The 19,063-nt window shown below is 51.3% G+C and carries 15 protein-coding genes; 11 read left to right on the top strand and 4 right to left on the bottom strand.

The annotated features are described in order from the left end of the window. Positions 1-39 precede the first annotated feature (39 nt). The 8 genes from BLR06_RS09200 to BLR06_RS09240 all read left to right on the top strand — a co-directional run bounded on the left by BLR06_RS09200 (position 40) and on the right by BLR06_RS09240 (position 8,854). Positions 40-444: a NifB/NifX family molybdenum-iron cluster-binding protein gene (locus BLR06_RS09200; protein WP_092071843.1), complete on the top strand. Its 405-nt coding sequence runs from the start codon at positions 40-42 to the stop codon at positions 442-444. 36 nt (positions 445-480) lie between these two features. Beyond that, entirely contained in the window at positions 481-960 is a 480-nt protein-coding gene (gene tsaA, locus BLR06_RS09205; RefSeq protein ID WP_092071846.1) for a tRNA (N6-threonylcarbamoyladenosine(37)-N6)-methyltransferase TrmO, read from the top strand. Positions 961-1,410: 450 nt separating this feature from the next. Continuing rightward, entirely contained in the window at positions 1,411-2,067 is a 657-nt protein-coding gene (locus tag BLR06_RS09215; RefSeq protein ID WP_092071851.1) for a corrinoid protein, read from the top strand. Between the two features lie 146 nt (positions 2,068-2,213). Then, positions 2,214-3,236, top strand: coding sequence for a uroporphyrinogen decarboxylase family protein (locus BLR06_RS09220; protein WP_092071854.1), 1,023 nt, complete (start codon positions 2,214-2,216; stop codon positions 3,234-3,236). Between the two features lies 1 nt (position 3,237). Beyond that, positions 3,238-4,908 (top strand): ASKHA domain-containing protein, encoded by a 1,671-nt coding sequence (locus BLR06_RS09225; protein ID WP_092071857.1) that lies wholly within the window; start codon positions 3,238-3,240, stop codon positions 4,906-4,908. A 41-nt stretch (positions 4,909-4,949) separates the two neighbouring features. Then, positions 4,950-5,978: a uroporphyrinogen decarboxylase family protein gene (locus BLR06_RS09230; protein WP_245698091.1), complete on the top strand. Its 1,029-nt coding sequence runs from the start codon at positions 4,950-4,952 to the stop codon at positions 5,976-5,978. Between the two features lie 43 nt (positions 5,979-6,021). Continuing rightward, complete coding sequence (locus BLR06_RS09235) at positions 6,022-7,506, top strand: nitrogenase component 1 (protein WP_092071863.1); 1,485 nt, start codon at positions 6,022-6,024, stop codon at positions 7,504-7,506. A gap of 1 nt (position 7,507) precedes the next feature. After that, positions 7,508-8,854: a nitrogenase component 1 gene (locus tag BLR06_RS09240; protein WP_092071866.1), complete on the top strand. Its 1,347-nt coding sequence runs from the start codon at positions 7,508-7,510 to the stop codon at positions 8,852-8,854. A 72-nt stretch (positions 8,855-8,926) separates the two neighbouring features. Here BLR06_RS09240 and BLR06_RS09245 read toward each other — a convergent pair whose 3' ends face one another. Beyond that, entirely contained in the window at positions 8,927-10,279 is a 1,353-nt protein-coding gene (locus tag BLR06_RS09245; protein ID WP_092071869.1) for an MATE family efflux transporter, read from the bottom strand. A gap of 255 nt (positions 10,280-10,534) precedes the next feature. Between BLR06_RS09245 and BLR06_RS09250 the strand changes: the two genes are divergently transcribed. Continuing rightward, positions 10,535-10,822, top strand: a complete 288-nt coding sequence (locus tag BLR06_RS09250; RefSeq protein ID WP_092071872.1) for a hypothetical protein — start codon at positions 10,535-10,537, stop codon at positions 10,820-10,822. A gap of 8 nt (positions 10,823-10,830) precedes the next feature. Here the strand turns inward: BLR06_RS09250 and BLR06_RS09255 are convergent, their stop codons facing one another. Genes BLR06_RS09255 through BLR06_RS09265 form a run of 3 tightly spaced genes read right to left on the bottom strand, consistent with a single transcriptional unit; the run spans position 10,831 to position 15,014 of the window. Next, on the bottom strand, positions 10,831-12,117 hold the full coding sequence (locus BLR06_RS09255) for an aspartate aminotransferase family protein (protein WP_092071875.1): 1,287 nt from the start codon (positions 12,115-12,117) through the stop codon (positions 10,831-10,833). A gap of 42 nt (positions 12,118-12,159) precedes the next feature. Beyond that, on the bottom strand, positions 12,160-14,094 hold the full coding sequence (locus BLR06_RS09260; protein ID WP_092071878.1) for a peptidase U32 family protein: 1,935 nt from the start codon (positions 14,092-14,094) through the stop codon (positions 12,160-12,162). Positions 14,095-14,144: 50 nt separating this feature from the next. Continuing rightward, positions 14,145-15,014: an ABC transporter substrate-binding protein gene (locus tag BLR06_RS09265; protein ID WP_092071881.1), complete on the bottom strand. Its 870-nt coding sequence runs from the start codon at positions 15,012-15,014 to the stop codon at positions 14,145-14,147. Positions 15,015-15,284: 270 nt separating this feature from the next. On the opposite strand from BLR06_RS09265, the gene BLR06_RS09270 reads away from it, so the two are divergent. After that, positions 15,285-18,701, top strand: coding sequence for a DNA polymerase III subunit alpha (locus BLR06_RS09270; RefSeq protein WP_092071884.1), 3,417 nt, complete (start codon positions 15,285-15,287; stop codon positions 18,699-18,701). 156 nt (positions 18,702-18,857) lie between these two features. Next, positions 18,858-19,058, top strand: coding sequence for a putative signal transducing protein (locus BLR06_RS09275; protein WP_092071886.1), 201 nt, complete (start codon positions 18,858-18,860; stop codon positions 19,056-19,058). Positions 19,059-19,063: the final 5 nt, after the last annotated feature.

The following is a 19,063-nucleotide window of genomic DNA, read 5'->3' on the forward strand; positions in this document are numbered from 1 at the left end:
GTTCCCCTATTTTACAAAAATGACAAGGAGCTGAGTATTATGGCAAAGGTGGCTGTGGTCAGTACGGATGGAGTGGTGATTAATGAACATTTTGGCAAAGCCAGGGAATTTTTCATCTACGAAGTGCAGGAAAACGGAGAATACCAGCTGATTGAACAGCGGGCAAGTATTGCCGGCTGCTCCGGCGGGGGTGGAGGACATCAGCAAAGAGCCGCCGAATTACTAGCAGATGTTGAAGTTGTGCTGGCGGCCCAAATTGGTCCCGGCGCTGAGCAGCAGCTGCGCAATTATGGTGTTATTGCCCTTACGGTAGCCAGCTCAATTGATAAAGCTCTACAGGCTTACGGCAAAAGAGGGCGGTTTATCAGAAACAGTGTGCTGCGCTCAGCCGGGGCCGGTTGTTCCGGTAGCGGCGGCTCCTGCCGCTCCGGCTGCTGCCGCTGATCGCCGGGAGCAATATTAGCATTAGAGGTGAGTTGATTGATTCAGTATCAGCCAATCGGCATTATCCATTCGCCCTTTACCGAGCCCAAAGGCACGCCGATTCAGCCGACTGCCGCCAGCGGCATTCCTGGCAGTATTGAGCTTGAGTCCCGTTACGCCGAAGGACTAAAGGATCTGGCGGGGTTTTCCCATTTGATTCTGATTTATCATTTGCATTTGATTAGCGCGGCAGGCGCATTATTGGTAAAACCCTTTTTGGATGATGAACTGCACGGGATTTTTGCCACTCGTGCGCCAGGCCGCCCTAATCCCATTGGCTTTTCCGTGGTACGGCTGACCAAAGTAGCCGGCAGCCGCCTGGAGATTTGTGATGTGGATATGATTGACGGTACTCCGCTGCTGGATATCAAACCCTATGTTCCGGCGTTTGATGACCGGCAGCCGGCCCGAATCGGCTGGTTTGGGAAAAATATTCACAAATTGGCTGACACTAAGGATGACGGACGGTTTGTTTAGTATTGCGGTAAGCTGAAAGCCGGGCTTGTTGACGGGACTAATTTATGGCGGAAACAGGAACCGACGGCTGATTCCTAAACCAACGGGAAGGGAGATTGCTATTGACAAAGGCCGGCGGGCGGTGTATTATTACATCAAAATATTTTGGGCTGATCAGGAGATAAACTGAAGGCTAAGAAAATTCCTTGTACGGATATTCTTGGACTTCAGTTTTTTGTATTGAACAACGGCAGCGCACGGAGTTGCTGTTGTCCAGGAGGGTAAAGGCCAGTCTATATTGCGTTAAGAAATCTGGTTTTGGCGAAGGACCGGCTGCCGGCTCAGGTCAAAAGGTGGTTGCAGCAACGAACGAAAGAAGTTGGCTGATCAGAAAACTGAAGGCTAAGAAAAATCTTGAAGCAGATTTTTCTTAGCCTATTCTTATGCAAAATATCAACTGGAGGTATGAACATGTCGCAAACCGAGGAACTGTTAATTAAGCAATTATCAGATGCAGTCGTGGATATGGATGAGGAAAAGACCGTGGCGCTTGCCCGGGAAATCGTGGAGCGGAATATTGATGCTTATCTGGCGATTGATCAAGGATTGTCGGACGGAATGAGCAGAGCCGGGCAGCTGTTTGAGGATGAGGAATATTTTATTCCTGAACTGTTGATGTGTTCCGATGCCATGTACGCCGGACTTGAGATATTAAAGCCTCATTTGAAAATACAAAATAAAGGCGAAAAACAAATTGTTGTTATTGGCGTAGTTGAAGGAGATACCCACGATATTGGCAAAAATTTAGTCAAAATTATGCTGGAAACTTCAGGCTACAATGTGATAGACCTGGGCCGCGATATTCCACCCCGGCGGTTTGTAGATGTTGCCCAGGAAGAAAAAGCACACATTATTGCGATGTCAACGCTGATGACAACAACGATGGACGGTATGGCCGAGGTCATCAGATTGCTTGATGCCGAGCAACTGAGGACTAAGTTTAAAGTAATGATTGGCGGCGGGCCGATATCGCAGGCCTTTGCAGATAAAATTGGCGCTGATGCTTATGCTTCCAATGCCGCCGAAGCTGTAAGGATTGCCCGTAAACTGGCCGGTGGCGCCGCGTAATGGCAGCTGACCGGATAGACATTAATTGAACGCTTCAATAACTACAGCAAAATCAACCGCTGGACAGATTGCCGTGTGTTCCCGTTGTGGGAAATACCGCTGCATTATCCCCCGGATTTAACAACGATTGGTTAGGAGTGTCTAAAGTGAGCGTACTGAGTCCAGAGGAAAGATTAACCAGGGTCCTGGCAAAGCAGAGTACGGACCGCCCGCCGGTGATTTGCACAGGCGGAATGATGAATGCCGCCATTGTGGAAGTAATGAGCGCTACCGGCCATAGTTTGCCGGAAGCCCACAGTGACGCCGGCTTAATGGCTGAACTGGCTCTTGCCGTTTCGCGTCATACGGGCTTTGAAAATCTTGGCATTCCCTTTTGCATGACAGTAGAAGCTGAAGTGCTGGGCAGTGAAGTTACCTATGGCACGCTGGCTTGCGAACCCAAGATTGTCCGGGAAATCTATGCTTCAGTAAATGATGTAACTCTTAAGAATATCCCTGCTATGCTGGAGGCGGGACGGATGGAAACGGTAATTCAGGCAACTTATCTGCTGTCAAAACAGCAGCCTGATTATCCGGTGATTGGCAACCTGACAGGGCCAATCAGCACAGCAGCTTCCCTGGTCGATCCGGTGCCGTTTTTGAAAGAGCTGCGCAAAAGCCGGGACGGCGCCCACCGTGTTCTGGATTATGTCAGTGATTTATTGATTGGTTTTGCCAAAGAGCTGATTGACCAGGGGGCAACCGCTATTTCCATCGGCGATCCTACGGCAACCGGCGAGATTTTAGGACCAAAAATGTTTGAAGAGTACGCAGTAAGATATATCAATAAAATAATTTCAGCCGTTCATGCGCAGGGCGCGCCAGTGATTGTTCATATTTGCGGCAATATGCGCTCGGTGTGGCAGTTAATCCCGGAAATCAAGGCGAATGCCATTAGCACGGATGCAATTGTCGACTTGCAGCGGCTAAAATGCGATTTTCCCAGCCTTACGACAATGGGTAATTTAAGTACTTATTTGCTGGAATACGGGCCAACCGAAAAGGTGGCTGAACGGGCCCGTATCCTGGTTGGAAACGGCGTGGATATTATTTCACCGGCTTGCGGCCTGAGCACTTCGACCAGGCTGGCGCATATTCAGGCAATGACCGCAGCCGTTAGGGAGGAATAGGATGCCTGACGTTACATTTTTCCGGGAGGATACGACGGTATCGTTGACCATAGAATCAGGCGCGTCGCTGCTGGAAGCGGCGCGGCAGGGGGGAATGCTGGTGGAATCGCCGTGTAATGGAACGGGAACCTGCGGTAAATGCAAAGTGCGGATTGTACAGCCGGAAAGCCTGATTCAGCCCGCCGGAGCATCTTCCCAGATTAGCGCTGAAGAGCGGCGGCAAAGGATTGTACTGGCTTGTACCACCATAGTGGACAGAGACCTTACCGTTGAAGTTTCTTCCAGGCAGGATAGCCGCAATGTCCGGATTATTCAGCATGGCGTCAGCCGGGCTATTGAGATTGACAGTGCCGTCAGCAAGCGCTACGACACCGTCCGGGACAGTACTGAAGTATGGGCCGGCGGCCGGCTGCTGGGCTTGGAGGCTGCTGATACTGCCAGGGAGTGCTATGGACTGGTTGTTGATATCGGCACAACAACTCTGGTGGCCGCACTGTTTGATTTGATTAGCGGGCGGGAACTGGGAACTGTTTCCAGCCTCAATCCGCAGAGTCACCAGGCGCAGGATGTATTATCCCGGATAAAGTTTGCTTCAACTGCACAAGGGCTGGCGGTTATGCATACTGACTTTATTGGCGTACTTAACCGACTGATTGCTGATTTGACATTGCAAACCAATATAGCAGCCAGCCGGATTTATGAGATTATATTTAGCGGCAATACCTGCATGCTGCATTTGGCTCTAGGCGTCAGTCCGGCGTCATTGGGTAAATATCCTTATACTCCGGAATTCAGGGGCGGCAGTCAGCATTTGGCCGGGGATTATGAAATTTCGGTCAGCCCCTTGGCCCGGATCTATGTACCGCCAATCATGTCAGCTTATGTCGGGGCAGATATTACATCGGGAATTTTGGCTGCCCGTCTTCAACAGCAGCAGGGGGTGACTTTATTTGTTGATGTTGGCACAAATGGCGAAATGGTGCTGGCCAATAATGGGAAGCTCATTGCCACCTCTACCGCCGCTGGCCCGGCTTTTGAAGGAATGAACATTGGGAACGGGATGCGGGCGGCGCCGGGGGCTGTTGAACGGTTTGCCATTACCGGTAACGGTGCGGTTGAACTGAAAACGATCGGCGGGCAAAAACCCATTGGCATCTGCGGCAGTGGACTGCTGGATATTGTTGGTGAGCTGGTTAAGCATGGTTGTATTCAAAAAAATGGTAAGCTGCAGCCTTCGCCAAGCAGGCCGGAGCTTGCCGGGCAGCTGTTGAAAAAAGAAGGAAAAACGGTATTTCAGGTTGCTGACGGTGTTTTTTTATCGCAAAAGGATATCCGGCAGGTCCAGTTGGCTAAAGGGGCAATCAGAGCCGGCATTGAGGCTTTGCTGGCAAAAAACGGGGTTAGGCCGGAAATGGTTGACCGGGTATACATTGCGGGATCGTTCGGCTATCATCTAAATCCGGAAAGCTTAATCAATATCGGCATGCTGCCGCCGGATTTTCATCATAAAATCGAGTTTCAGGGCAACACTTCCAAAACCGGCGGTCAGGCGTTTTTATTAAATTATCCGTCCAGGCGGGAAATTAGTGAGGTTGTAGCTGCGGTTGAAGTGCTTGAACTGGCCACGATTGAGGACTTCGATAAATTATTCGTAAGTTGTTTGAGCTTCTAACCGACGGCGCAGAAGATACTATCATCGTCAAGAGGAGGGCCATGATGAAAGCAAAGGAAATTATTCTCCGGGCCATTAAAGGCAGCGGCCGCCCCCCAAGCCGTCCGGCGGCGGCGCTATTGTCAGGAGCCACCTGGACATTTAGACAGCGGAACCTGACATTGAAAGAAGCGCTGGATCAGCCTGAACTGGCGGCAGGAATCATATGCGAAATAAACCGGACTGTAAAGTCTGATATCGTTTGGCCCGGATCGGGGTTTCACAACCTGCTGGTTCATATTTTCGGCGGAAAAATTAAATTCCGCCCTCAGGGCAATATTGATGTGGATGAACCGGCGTTTGGCAGTATTAGCGATCTGGATCATGTTGACCTGGCTAGAATTGATGCCCATGAATGGATTGTCCATATCAGGTCGATCATTGGTGCAGTAAGTCAGCGGATTGGCAGTGATTATCTGATCGGTACCTCCTGCTGGGGACCATTTACGCTGGCCGGGCAATTTTATGGCGTAGAGCGGTTAATGTCCGGGCTGTATAAAGATAAACAGGGAATTCGGGCGTTAATGGAAGTTATGACCGAGGTTTGTTTCCGCTATCTGGCACCGGCGGTTGAGCGGGGTGCGGCGATGTTGTCAATCGCCGAGCCGACGGCTTCAGGTGATTTAATATCACTCAAACATTTTGAAGAGTTTGTCGCCCCTTATCTTCAGAAAGTAATAACCAGGCTAAAGGAGCAGGATGCCTTCATAACGCTGCATATTTGCGGCAATATTGGCGACAGGCTGTATTTAGCCCCGCAGTTGGGCGTGGATTTATTATCTGTTGACTATAAGGTGGATCTGGCGCAGGCCCGGCGGGTTTTGCAAGGCAAAATAGCGCTGGCCGGCAATGTCAATCCTGTGTTGCTGAAGGACGGGTCAGCGGCCCAAGTACGGGCGGCGGCGCTAAAATGTCTGGAGGCGGCTTATGATGATCGTTTTGTCTTAATGCCGGGGTGTGACATTCCGCCGGCTGTGCCGTTGGAAAACGTCGTTGCATTTATCAACTGCGGGGCAGGCAGGCCGTTTTAGTATAAAACATGCAGAATGGTTGGAAACAGGAGGTTATGTTGTAATGAATTTTTTTGATCAGAAAGAACCGCCGCGGCGCGAAGCGCGGCTGAACGCCTGCATTGCCTGCGGCGGTACTCTGGATAAGCTGGCAAACCGTAAAATGAGTTGCTGTCTGCCGGATGGCGAACGGTCTTTTACCCAGAATTCGATTTGCCTGCTGTTGCCGGCCTTAGGCATGATGAACAGCATTCCCAATAGTGTGGTATTAATGCATGGAGCTATCGGCTGCGGCTCATCCTCACACGGCGGCAATGCTGGCGTGCGTTCAGGCAATACCCACCGCTGGGGCGTGGTTAAGGATGCCAGCTGGATTTCCACCGCGCTGTCGGAACCGGATGTCATTGGCGGCGGCGAGGAAAAACTGGCCGGGGCTATCCGGGAGATCGACGAACGGTATAATCCGCAAATTATCTTTGTTGTCGGCAGCTGTGTCCCTGGAATTATCGGTGATGATATTGACGGGGTGGCGCAGCAACTACAGCCTGAAATTAAAGCGCATATTCTGCCGGTGCATTGCGAAGGCTTCAAAACTAAAATCTGGGCTACCGCCTATGATGCCGTTTACCATGCCATTGGGCGGGCTTTTTTGCAGGACCCGGCTGAGGAAAGTCAGGCCGGACAGTCCGAAAGACCGGCAGTTAATCTGATGAATGTGTCTTCCATGGGACGGGTGGACGAAATCGAACTGGAACGGCTGCTGAATGCGCTGGGATTTGACGTAAATGTTTTTCCGGTGTTTGCCCGGCCTGACCAAATGACGGCGATTACCAAGGCCCGGCTTTCGGTTAGCACCTGTCCCACCCATGACGATTATTTGTTGCAATACCTTGAGGAAAAGTACGGTATTCCCTATGTGTTGCGCCATATGCCAATTGGCATAGAAAATACCGGTTTATGGCTGCGGGATATTGCCGCCCATTTCGGTAAGGCGCAGCAAGCGGAAGAATTAATCGCTGCTGAAGAACAGGAGTTAACAGCGGCCCTGACCGAATTCAGATCGTTGTTTGCTGGTAAAAAGGCCTTTGTCAGCGCCGGTGAGTTCCGGGCGTTATCGACTGCGATATTATTGGCTGAGCTTGGCTTTGAAGTGGTGGCAGTGCGTTCTTTTCATCATGATGAGTTTGCCGACAGCGAATATGAGAAACTGATTAGGGTCACTGCCAAAGAAATACCCTTAAATATCGCCAATTGCCAGCCGTTTGAAGAAGCCAATTTATTGCGGCGTATCAAGCCGGATATCTTTTTGGGCCATATGAACGGCAATGCCACCGCCGCGAAGTCAGGGGTGGCAACCCACGTAATCTATAATGTCGGTTTGCAGTATATCGGATATAAAGGCGTCTATGAGCTGGCGCGCCGTTTGTACCGTCAATTGCAAAACCCGGTATTCAACCGGAAACTTAGCGAGTGGACGCGCCTTCCTTATCGCAGCAAATGGTATGAGCAGGATCCGTTTAGCTATATCCGGCAGGCGGAGGTGGAATAAGATGCGTAATTATATTGAACGGCCCCGTTATACCTGTGCGCTGGGCGGGGCGATTGCCACAGTCCAGGCTTTACCGCGTACCATACCGATTTTGCATGCCCCGCCCGGCTGCGCCGGCAATGCAACCTGGACGCAGTCAGGCGGCTGCGGACTGCAGGTTGGCGGCTACTGCGGCGGACTGAGCATGCCGGGATCCAATGTTCAGGAACGCGAAGTGGTATTTGGCGGCACTGATCGTCTCGAAGAGCAGGTGCGCAATTCACTGGATGTCATGGATGGGGATTTATATTTTATTCTCACAAGCTGTGTTACTGAAGTCATTGGCGATGATATCGGCGCGGTGGTCAATCAATTCCGGGCGGACGGTGTGTCAATCGTTTCAGCCGAAACTGGCGGGTTTAAGGGCAATTCCTATACCGGTTATGATCTGGTGCTGGAAAGCATTTGGAAATACTATGCGCCGGTTGCGGCCCGGACGGTAAAAGGCAAAGTGAATTTATGGGGTGTACCGCCGTTTTACGATGTATTCTGGCGGGGGAATTTAACCGCTTTGCGCGAACTGTTACTGCAGCTGGGGCTGGAGGTCAACACCTTCTTTACGGCGGAGGATTCGCTTGAAAATATTAAACAGGCCGGTCTGGCTGAATTAAATATTGTCGTATCCGAGGTCTATGGCCTGGCGGCGGCGGAATATGCCCGGCAAACTCATGGTATACCCTATATTTCTTTGCCGCTGCCGGTCGGACCTTCAGCCAGCAGTGCTTTCATTCAGGCGGTAGGGCAAGCACTGCAGCTTGACCGGATCAAGGTTGAGGCTGTTATTGATCATGCCGGGCAGCGCTACTACCGGCTGCTTGATCCGCTTACCGACTGTTTTAATGATATGGATTTACAGCGTTATGCCGCGGTCATTGGCGACGCCAATTACGCCCCTGCCATCAATCGCTTTTTGATTGAGGATTTGGGCTGGCTGCCGCAGGTGGTGGTTTTCACTGACGCTTTTATTCCTGAGCAGCAGGAACAACTGGCGGCAAGTATTGTTTCCCTGCCGTCCGGCCTGCCGCCTGAAATTATCTTTTCCACCGATACCAATGACATTAGACGCCAGGTAAAAGAGTACTGGAATAACCGGCAAGGCGGCTGCGGCAAATATCGCAATTCCTTATCGCCGTCTTTCGTCATCGGCAGCGCCCTGGATCGGGAATTGGCTAAAGATATTGGCGCAGCCCATTTAAGCGTCAGCTTTCCTGTCGCTAACCGGGCCGTTATCGAACGCGGTTATGCCGGGTTTAACGGCGGTTTGCGGTTGATTGAAGACCTGATCAGTACGATCATTATTGGCAGGTAAAGCAACGGTTTATTGCAAGCTGGCCTAAAGGAAACGCTATTAAACCAGGCTGTCGTGGCACAGGTAAAATACCTATGCTGCAACAGTCCTTTTCTTTTGGATCAGGGCTAAGCGGATGGCCAGAGCCGCTGCTCCCGCGGCCAAGCCGGCAATAAACCCGATCCAGTAGCCATAAGCCCCATAGGAAGAGTATTCGGCAAGCAGGTAGCCGGCCGGCAGGCCGATTCCCCAGTAAGAAACTACCGCAATGAGAAAGGCGGCCGTAACATCCTTATAACCCCGCAAGGCTCCCTGGATAGGCGCGGCAATGGCGTCGGAGAGCTGAAAAAAGATAGCGTAGCCTAAAAAATTCCCGATCAGCGTCAGCATCTGACGGTCAGCAGAATATAATCCGGCGATCTCGTTTTTATAAACCGACAGGACGGCGGCAAAAGCAAGGCTGACGGCAATTGCCATGCCAAGTCCCAAGTAAGAATATTGCCTGGCCGCCTCATGCCGGCCGGCCCCGACTTCAAAGCCAACGCAGATGGTCAGGGCAATGCCGATGCTCAGCGGCACCATGTAGATCAGGGAAACAAAATTAATGGCAGCCTGGTGAGCGGCAATCGTCATTGTTCCAAAGTTAGCCATCAGCAGGGCGACAACGCCAAAAATACTCATTTCACAAAAGATGGCAAGGCCAATCGGCAGGCCGATGTTGAGCTGTTCTTTCCAGGCCGGGAAAGATATGCGGTAAAACCGGCGGAAAATATGATAGCTTTTAAACGGTTCCGCTTTATGGACAACGATGATAAGAATCAGGGCGATGCACCAATAGGTGATTGCCGAAGCATAACCTGCGCCCGCTCCGCCCAACCGGGGAAAACCAAAATTTCCGAAAATCAATAAGTAGTTAAGCAGTATATTAATGGGCAGGGCGCACAGGATAATCAGCATGGTTACTCTGGTATAGCCCAGGGAATCCAGGAAACTGCGCAATAGCGATGCGATAAAGAGGGGGAAGATGCCAAGCGCAATAGCCGCCAGGAAATCGTGGCCGATCCGATAAACCAGCGGATCAAAATTCACTAGGGTTAGTAGTGGTGTAAGCAGCAGCCCTCCGGCGGCAATCACTACAACAGACAATGCCGCGGCAAAATACAATCCTTGGACAACGACGAACGGGATATCGTTCTTTTTCCCGGCGCCATGCAATTGGGCCAGAATGGGCGTTATACCAATAATGACGCCATTTAAGCCGTTAAACAGCGGCTGCCAGATATTTACGCCGATAGCAACCCCGGCCAGGTCAACGGAACTGACCCTGCCGGACATGACGGTATCGACAAAGACAGCCGAAGCCAGAGAAAGCTGGGTAATCAGGATCGGGAACAGGATGCAGGCAAACTGTCCGGCCTTTTCTTGAATCGAAAATGTTTGTTTCATCTAGCGCTCCTTCGCTGCTCGTTCTGTTGCCGTTACCGGCTGCACTAAATCCTGCATTAATTCCGGTTGAAGTAAGCTGAACCCTGGCTCAACAGCAGCGGATAATCGTTGAAGCCACCTTGTCAGCACTAAAACGGAGGATAATGGCGAGGCTATTTTTCGCAACACAAGCTGGTAATATCCGGGCGAAAAGTTTCATATAATAGTGGCAGCGGGGGTTGCTGCCGATTTCACCGGATGGATGGGAGTGTCGTTATGAGACAATTGTTTAAAAATAAAGTCAGTAATTTCGGGTCATTCATCAGCTTGATCGCCATCACCGCAATGCTGACGATCTTTTCCATGGTTTTGCCTGATTTTGTTGTCCGGCCGGCCGGGCGGATTTTTGCCGCCGTTTGGGCTGTAGCTGCAATTATGGTCTTTGTCGCTCATGGAACGCGGCTGGGGGTAAGGCGCCAGTACTCCCTGACGCATTTTGTCGGAAAAAAAGACGTACGCGCCAGTGTTAAACCGGCCCGTACGAAACGGATGATGCAGGGATAAATCAGCGGTTACAAACTGGAAAGCACATCATCGAGGTGATTGAGCAGATCGTCAAGATTGGCTTGTGTGATAACCAGCGGCGGTTGGAAGGCCAGGACATTCCGGTTGGGACCATTTTTCCCTACCAGAAAGCCCCGGTCTTTCATCTTTTCCAGAACAATATCGATTTCTTTGATTGCCGGCGTTTGATCAGCTAAAACCAGCTCTGCTCCCAGCATTAATCCCAGACCGCGCACATCTCCGATGAACGGGTGTTTTTCCTGGAGCCGGAGCAGCCCGTTTTTGAGGTGCTGGCCCAGCTCGGCCGCCCGGGCCGGCAGGTTCTGGCCGGTGATAACGTCAAGTGTGGCCAGCGCGGCGGCGGCGGTTACCGGATTGCCGCCCAGTGTAGAGGCGCCGGGACGGGTATATTTGTCGGCAATTTCCGGACGGGCAGTAAACGCCCCTACCGGCGTGCCGTTGGCTAAAGCTTTGGCCATCGTCATAATGTCAGGTTCAACCTCATAATGCTCAATAGCGAACATTTTACCGGTACGGCCAAAACCGGTTTGAACCTCGTCAATGATCAGCAAAATATTGTACTTATCCAGAATTTCCTTCATCCGCTTAAAGTAGCCGGGCGGTGGGGTGATGATCCCGCCGTTGCCCTGGATTGGCTCCGCAATCAGGGCGGCTACCTGGCCGGACGTAGCTGTCTGGATGACGGTTTCGATCTCATTGGCGCAGGCCAGGTCGCATTCCGGGTAACGTTTGTGCATTGGACAGCGGTAACAGTAAGCATTGGGGGCAAAGCTGATGCCGCCCATCGGATTGGTGTCTGTGCGCCAGAAGCTCAGGCCGGTTAGATTCATGGTTAATTTGGTGCGGCCGTGCAGGCCCTGGCGCATGCTGATAAATTCATGCTTGCCGGTATAAATGGAAGCCAGCAGGGCTGCTCCTTCATTCGCCTCAGTACCGCTGGCGCAGAAAAAGGATTTTTGCAGCCGGCCAGGCGTCAAGCCGGCTAAGCGTTCCGCCAAATTCACGATGGTTTCGGTCAGGTAGATGGTAGTGGTATGCTGCAGGGTATTGACCTGCTCACAGATCGCCTTGGTGATTTGTGGATTGCAGTGTCCGCAGTTGACGACTGAGACTCCGGCGAAACAATCCAGATATTGTTTGCCGGTCTGGTCATAGAGATATTGCATTTGGCCGCGGACCAATTGCATAGGCTGCTGATAAAAGTGATAAACACAGGGAATCAGATATTTCCGCTTTTTATTTAAAATTTCTGCCGGACCAATGTAGCTGGCCATACGATCACCTCATAACGTTGGTTTTTGAACAAACCGGGGTTTCTAGCGGGAAATCCGGTAGCGGAAGGCGCCGATTCCCAGCTCCCGGGGGCTGGCGGCGGCAATTTGCTCAAGTCGGCCGGCTGTATAATCAGGTTCAGGTGCATGCAGCCTGTTCAACTGCTCACGATAAGCGCCGGTCAATAATCCCACCAGCTCAGGGGCATAATGCTGACCTTCAATCCGGCAGGAAGCAAGGCCGTTCAGGCCCGGCAAATAGGCCAGCAGGCAAAGGTCTTTGGCAAATAACACATGATTGCGGCCATACTGGTCAATTTTTATCGGATGTTTCTGTCCGGCTGTATCTAACAGTTCAAACTGTCTGTGATAAGCAGCCGGACTGGTATCAAAGTCGAAACCGATGACGGCGGAAGGGATGCAATGATCCATCACCATTGCTTCAAGCGGGCCATGAACAATAAGTTCAAGCGGCAGGGCGGACCGGGCAATCAGCGCCTTGATTTGATCATAAGTTGCTTCCGGTGAAATGGCGGCCTGGACGGCGCCGTTATTTTTCAGCAATTGAGCGCTGAGATGGTTAAAGATATTGAAGGAAAAATCGGTGTACAGCGGAAGGTCAGTGTAGTTGCGGGCCAGATTCAACATACCGATGTTGCTGACCATCAGCCCATGGGGCTGAATGTCATTTAGTCCTGTGAACAGCTGTTCAAGCTCGCTGCTTTCCCGCTCCATGGTTATCCGGGGCGTGGTTACGATTAATTTGACGTTACATTCAGCAGCCACCGCCACCGCCCGGGCAATTTGGCCGAGTGACCATGGTTTCGCCGGTTGAAAGGCTTCGCCGCCGACGTAAACAATGTCTGCGCCGCTTTGGCAAGCGGCTGTCAGGCCGTCCAGGTCGGCGACGCGAACTGACAGGCCGGGGCTGGCGGCAGCCTTGGCCGCCGGCTTGGCGTCGATGCCGGCCGGGGTGTTCAGCCCGGCTTCGGTAACGGCCTGACTAAAGAAGCGCGGTTCACGTTCTCCGGTATAGCCAATGGCCGAGGCTCCGGGATTGCCCAGGGCATAGCAGGTGGAAAAGTCGCGGGACCGATTTTCCTGCAGGTCGTCCCAGTCGCGCTGGTCGATATGATAGCCTGCGGGATTGGCGATGTAGTTGTCAATGGCTTTACGGTAAATGGTCACAATGTGTTTGACAAAATCCGCTGTCCGCATCCGTCCCTCAATCTTAAATGAACAAACTCCGGACTGAATCAATTCCGGCAAGTGACGGTACATACACATATCTTTCTGCGCCAGTTTATAAGGACCCGGGTCGGCGTCGCCGACCGCCTGTCCGGTTGCACCATCGATCAACTGATAAGGCCAGCGGCAGGGCTTTAAGCAGCGGCCGCGGTTGGAGCTTTGGCCGAATACCACGCCTGAATGCAGGCATTGGCCGCTTTGCGCCACACACATATCGCCATGTACGAAATATTCAATTTCAATGCCGGTACGCTCTTTGAGCAAAGTCAGTTGAGCCAAACTCATTTCCCGGCTGGCGACAACCCTGGTAATTCCATATTCCTGCAGCTTGCGGACGGCGTATTCATTGTGCGTATTCATCATTACCGAGGCGTGCAGCGGCACTGGCAAATCCAATTCCCTGGCCAGCTCCAGAATGGCAAGATCCTGGACAATCAAGGCATCCGGCCGGATTTGGCCAAGCAGTTTTAAATAGTCGCGCATACTGTCAAGTTCGCGGTCGCTGATTAAGTTATTGACGGTTACATACAGTTTTACATTGTGTCTATGGGCGTAATTGATGGCCTCTGCCAGTGCTTTGTCATCAAAATTGGTATCGGTGCGATGCATACGCATATTAAAGCGCTTACCGCCTAAATAAACGGCATCGGCTCCGGCGTCAATTGCTGCTTCCAGAACTTCCCGCGACCCGGCGGGAGCTAACAATTCGACCGATTGACGTGATAACAACATAGCTTCATCTCCTTGACGATCATAGCATTTAGCGTATACTAATGCCGGGGTTATTCGTAAACTTCCTGAGCTGCCGCGAGCAGAACGGCGGGCAGCTCGATGCCCAGGCTGTCGGCTGAAAACTGATTGAGCAATATTTCAGGATTTTCTACTATGCCTACAGGTATAGCCGCAGGTGAAGCGCCTTGCAGAATCTGCACCGCCTGCGCCGAACAGGCCCGGCCCAGGCTCTGGTGATTGGCGGTTAAAGCGCCCAGGGCGCCGGCCGGAACGTTCGGGGCATGTGAGGCGATGATCGGCAGGCTTCGTGCATCGGTATAATAAACGATGCTGGCAAAGTTCTCCTCGATGACCCGGCCAATGGGAATGAACAATCCGTCTAACCCCGGCGGCAGAATATTCTCCAGCAGGGAAAGCTCCTCCGGTGTGTGCACAGGCAGTTCGGTTAGTTCAAAAAAGCCGGCGGCAGCGGTGCGGAAGTTTTCAGTTTCCAGCAGCGAATTGGCGTCGGTTGTATGATAGAGGATACCAATTTTTTGGGCGGCCGGCAGCAACTGTTGGATAAACTCTACCTTGGCGGCTGCTTTCACCATGCCCGCCATGCCGGTAGCTTTGCCGCCCGGCTTGCTCATGGACCGGACAAGCCCGGCCCCGACGGGGTCAAATACCGGCGTAAAGACTACCGGTATTGGCGCGGCTAACCCGGCAGCGGCTTTGGCGGCCGGCGTTGAGCAGGCAAAAATCAGGTCGACTTCCAGACCGGCCAGCTCTTCGGCCAGCTTTGGCAGCTCAGCCAGGTTGCCATCGGCGTTCAAATAATGAAATTCAGCTGAAATGCCGGCGTCATTCAATCCTTGCTTAAATCCTCTGACGGCATCGTCCAGGTTTTGCGTAAGTTGTAAAATCCCGATTCTATACAAAGCGGCAACACCTCTTTAATTAAATGTAACCAAACTTTATTCCACAAATATCGCGTGAATACCTGCCGGGACTCTGATTTTCAAGCAATATTTATCCGATCTGCCAGGAAGGCTTGGAGCGCTAAGGTGTTTTTTTATCATTGCAGGGCGTTAAGTTAACGTAGTCTTAATGGTTGGGCGAAGGATTTTATCAGTATTCTGTCGAAGTAGTTTAATATTTTATTTTGAGCTCTGTTTCCCCAAGTTTTTTGATGAGAGGTATCGCCTGAAATGAATGTTGTCCATTCTAATCAAAATTTTGTCCATCTTCATGTTCATACCGAATATAGTCTGCTGGACGGCGCCAGCAGAATCGAGCACCTGATCATCAGGGCCAAGGAGCTGGGCATGCCGGCAATTGCCATAACCGACCATGGTTCCATGTATGGGGTGATTGATTTTTATAAGCAGGCCCAAAAACATGGCATCAATCCGGTGATTGGCTGCGAAGTTTATGTAGCGCCGCGTTCCCGGCTGGAAAAAAGCGCGGTTGAGGGCGAGGCCTATTATCATTTGGTGCTGCTGGCCGAAAACAATACCGGTTATAAGAATCTGGTGGAAATTGTATCGCGCGGTTATACCGAGGGTTTTTATTATAAGCCCCGGATTGACCGGGAATTGCTGCGTCAATACAGTGAAGGCCTGATTTGTTTGAGCGCCTGCATTGCCGGAGAAATCCCAGCCTATTTTTTAAAGGGGGATAAAATAGCTGCGGAAAAGGTGGCCGCCGAATACAAGGAAATTTTCGGCGACGGCAATTTCTTTCTGGAATTGCAGGATCATGGGATTCCGGAACAAAAAAAGGTTAACGCGTTTTTGGTTGAACTGGCCCGGAAACTGGATATCGGACTGGTAGCGACCAATGATTTGCACTATATCAACAAGGCGGACGGCGAATGCCATGATGTGCTGCTTTGCATCCAAATGGGCAAAACGGTTGACGACCAGTCCCGTCTGAAATTTCCCAGCAATGAATTCTACTTAAAAAGCGCTCAGGAAATGGCCGGCTTGTTTAGCGGTCACGACGAGGCTTTAGCCAATACAGTGAAGATTGCTGAACGCTGCAAGGTGGAATTTGAATTCGGCAAGCTTCATTTACCGGAATTTCCGGTACCGGCCGGCTTAACGGCCGATGCCTACCTGCGCCAGCTTTGTGAGCAAAACCTGGTGAGGCGGTTTCCGGAAATAACGGCGGAAGTTACGGAACGGCTTGACTTTGAGTTGTCGGTGATTGGCAAGATGGACTATGCCAGTTATTTCTTAATTGTCTGGGATTTTATCAATTATGCCAGACAGAATGAAATTCCGGTAGGCCCGGGCCGCGGTTCGGCGGCCGGCAGTATTGTGGCCTACCTGCTGGGCATAACCAATATTGATCCTCTACAGTACGGGCTGCTGTTTGAACGGTTTTTGAATCCTGAACGGGTTACCATGCCTGATATTGACATTGACTTTTGTTATGTAAAGCGGGCTAAGGTTATTGACTATGTGGCCGAACGGTATGGCGCCGACCATGTGGCGCAAATTATTACGTTTGGCACCATGGCGGCTAAAGCCGCCATTCGCGATGTTGGCCGGGCCCTTAACATGACCTATGGCGAAGTTGACCGGATCGCTAAGATGATTCCCAATGAGCTGGGAATCACCCTGGATAAGGCCTTAAAGAATAATCAGGATTTAAAGCAAGCTTACCATAATGAACCTGCTGTGCAAAAACTGGTTGATTTGGCCATGGCGGTTGAAGGGCTGCCCCGCCATGCCTCCACTCATGCTGCCGGTCTGGTCATTTCGAAGGAGCCTTTAACTGCCTATGTACCGCTGCAGAATTCTGCCGAAGGTTTTGTCACCACGCAGTATGATAAAGACCGGGTTGAGGAAATCGGCCTGCTAAAAATGGATTTACTGGGCCTCAGGACCCTGACGGTCATTGGCGATGCGCTGGAATTGATCCGGAGCAACCGGGGGATCCATTTGGATATGGAAGCGATTCCCCTCAAGGATGATAAAGTGGCCGAAATGCTGGCCGGGGGAGATACCGCCGGCGTATTTCAGATGGAATCAAGCGGCATGACCAGTCTGGTCAAGGAGCTTAAGCCGGAGGGCTTTGCCGATTTAATCCCATTGGTGGCGCTATACCGGCCAGGCCCTCTGGGCAGCGGTATGGTGGCCGATTTCATAAACGGGCGTCATGGCCGTAAAACAGTGACATATCTGCATCCTCTGCTTGAGCCCATTTTAAAGGAGACCTTCGGAGTAATTCTTTATCAGGAGCAGGTCATGCAGATTGCCTCAGTACTGGCGGGATTTACATTGGGGCAGGCTGATTTGCTGCGCCGGGCTATGGGGAAGAAAAAGCATTCGGTACTGGACGCGCAGCGGGACAACTTTCTGCGCGGCGCCAGGGAGCGGTCGCTTGAGCCCGGACTGGCGGCGGAGATTTTTGACCTGATGGCCCATTTCGCCGATTACGGCTTTAATAAGTCCCACAGTGCGGCCTATGCCCTGGTGGCTTATCAGACTGCTTATCTAAAGGCCCATTACCCGCAGGAGTTTATGGCTGCCCTGTTGTCCAGCGTGATGGGGGCGAATGAAAAAGTCGGCTTTTATATTGAAGAATGCCGGCGCATGGGGATTGCCGTGTTGCCGCCGGATATCGACGCCAGCAAGGCGGCCTTTAGCGTTGACGGGGATTCCATTCGTTTTGGCCTGGCGGCAGTAAAAAATGTTGGTGAAAATGCCATTCATCATTTGATTGCCGCCCGCAATGACCAGGAAAAGTTCAAATCGCTGATTGACTTTTGTACCCGGGTTGATATGCGGATTGTAAATAAACGGGTGATTGAGAGTTTAATCAAATGCGGCGCTTTCGATTCGCTGGGCGCCCGCCGTTCTCAATTGCTGGCGGTTTTAGAGCGGTCGGTGGAAGCGGCCGCCTGCCGGCAGCGGGATAAGGCCAGCGGTCAGATCGGGTTGTTTTGCGAAGACGCCATGGACAGCGCCGATGAAATTATTCTGCCTGATATTGAGGAGATTCCCCAGGAGCAAATTCTCGCGCTGGAGAAAGAAATGACCGGCTTTTATATTACCGGTCACCCGCTGGATAAGTACCGCGATAAAATGAGCGGTTATACGCCGATTGACCGCCTGGACGGCGGCGAGCTTACTGAAGGAAAGCTGCTCAGAATAGCCGGATTGATCAGCAGCTCCAAACGCATTGTAACCAAGAGAGGTGAAACAATGTGCTTTCTGGATGTTGAGGATTTTACCAGCCGGGTGGAAGTGGTTGTTTTCCCGCGGATTTTCGATAAAACACACCAACTGCTCATTCCTGACAGCCCGGTAGTGATTTTGGGGCGGCTGAACATTAGCGATGACAGCGTTAAAATGATTGCCGAGGACATCACTACCATTGATCAGTGTCAGCCGGAGGTACGTTTACGGGTTTACAAAAACCAGGAAACAGGCGAGGTGTTTGATTCACTAAAGAAGATTTTTTCCCGTTACCACGGTGATGCCGTCGTATATCTTCATTTGGTAAACAGCCGGCGAGTGATTAAAACCGAAGAAAAATTTTGGATCGATCCGGGTACTGAAGTTGTAGCGCATTTAGAAAATATTCTTGGTAAAGGGGCTGTACAAGTAATTTAATCAGTTGATTTATTCAATACTAATACCAACTGATTTTACTGGTTTTATTTCCTTTTATGCCGTATTCTAGCAGGAATACTGCTAAAAGTAGAGAAACCCATGTATAATATTACAGCTTATAACAGTTAAATTGTTTACCAGGAGGCAGCAGCAGTAATGTGGACAGTCATCTATATTGCGTCAAACCGGGCCCAGGCTGAAATGCTGAAAAATCTGTTATGCAGTGAGGGACTTCTCGCCAATACCCGGCCGGCCGGCGTGGCTTCACTGCTGGGGGACGGGATTTATGAAATTTTGGTTTTGGAATCAGAAGCTGATGAAGCACATGCCATTCTTTGTCAACATGCGGTAAAATAGCGACA

Source organism: Dendrosporobacter quercicolus (assembly GCF_900104455.1).
GTDB classification, from domain to species: domain Bacteria; phylum Bacillota; class Negativicutes; order DSM-1736; family Dendrosporobacteraceae; genus Dendrosporobacter; species Dendrosporobacter quercicolus.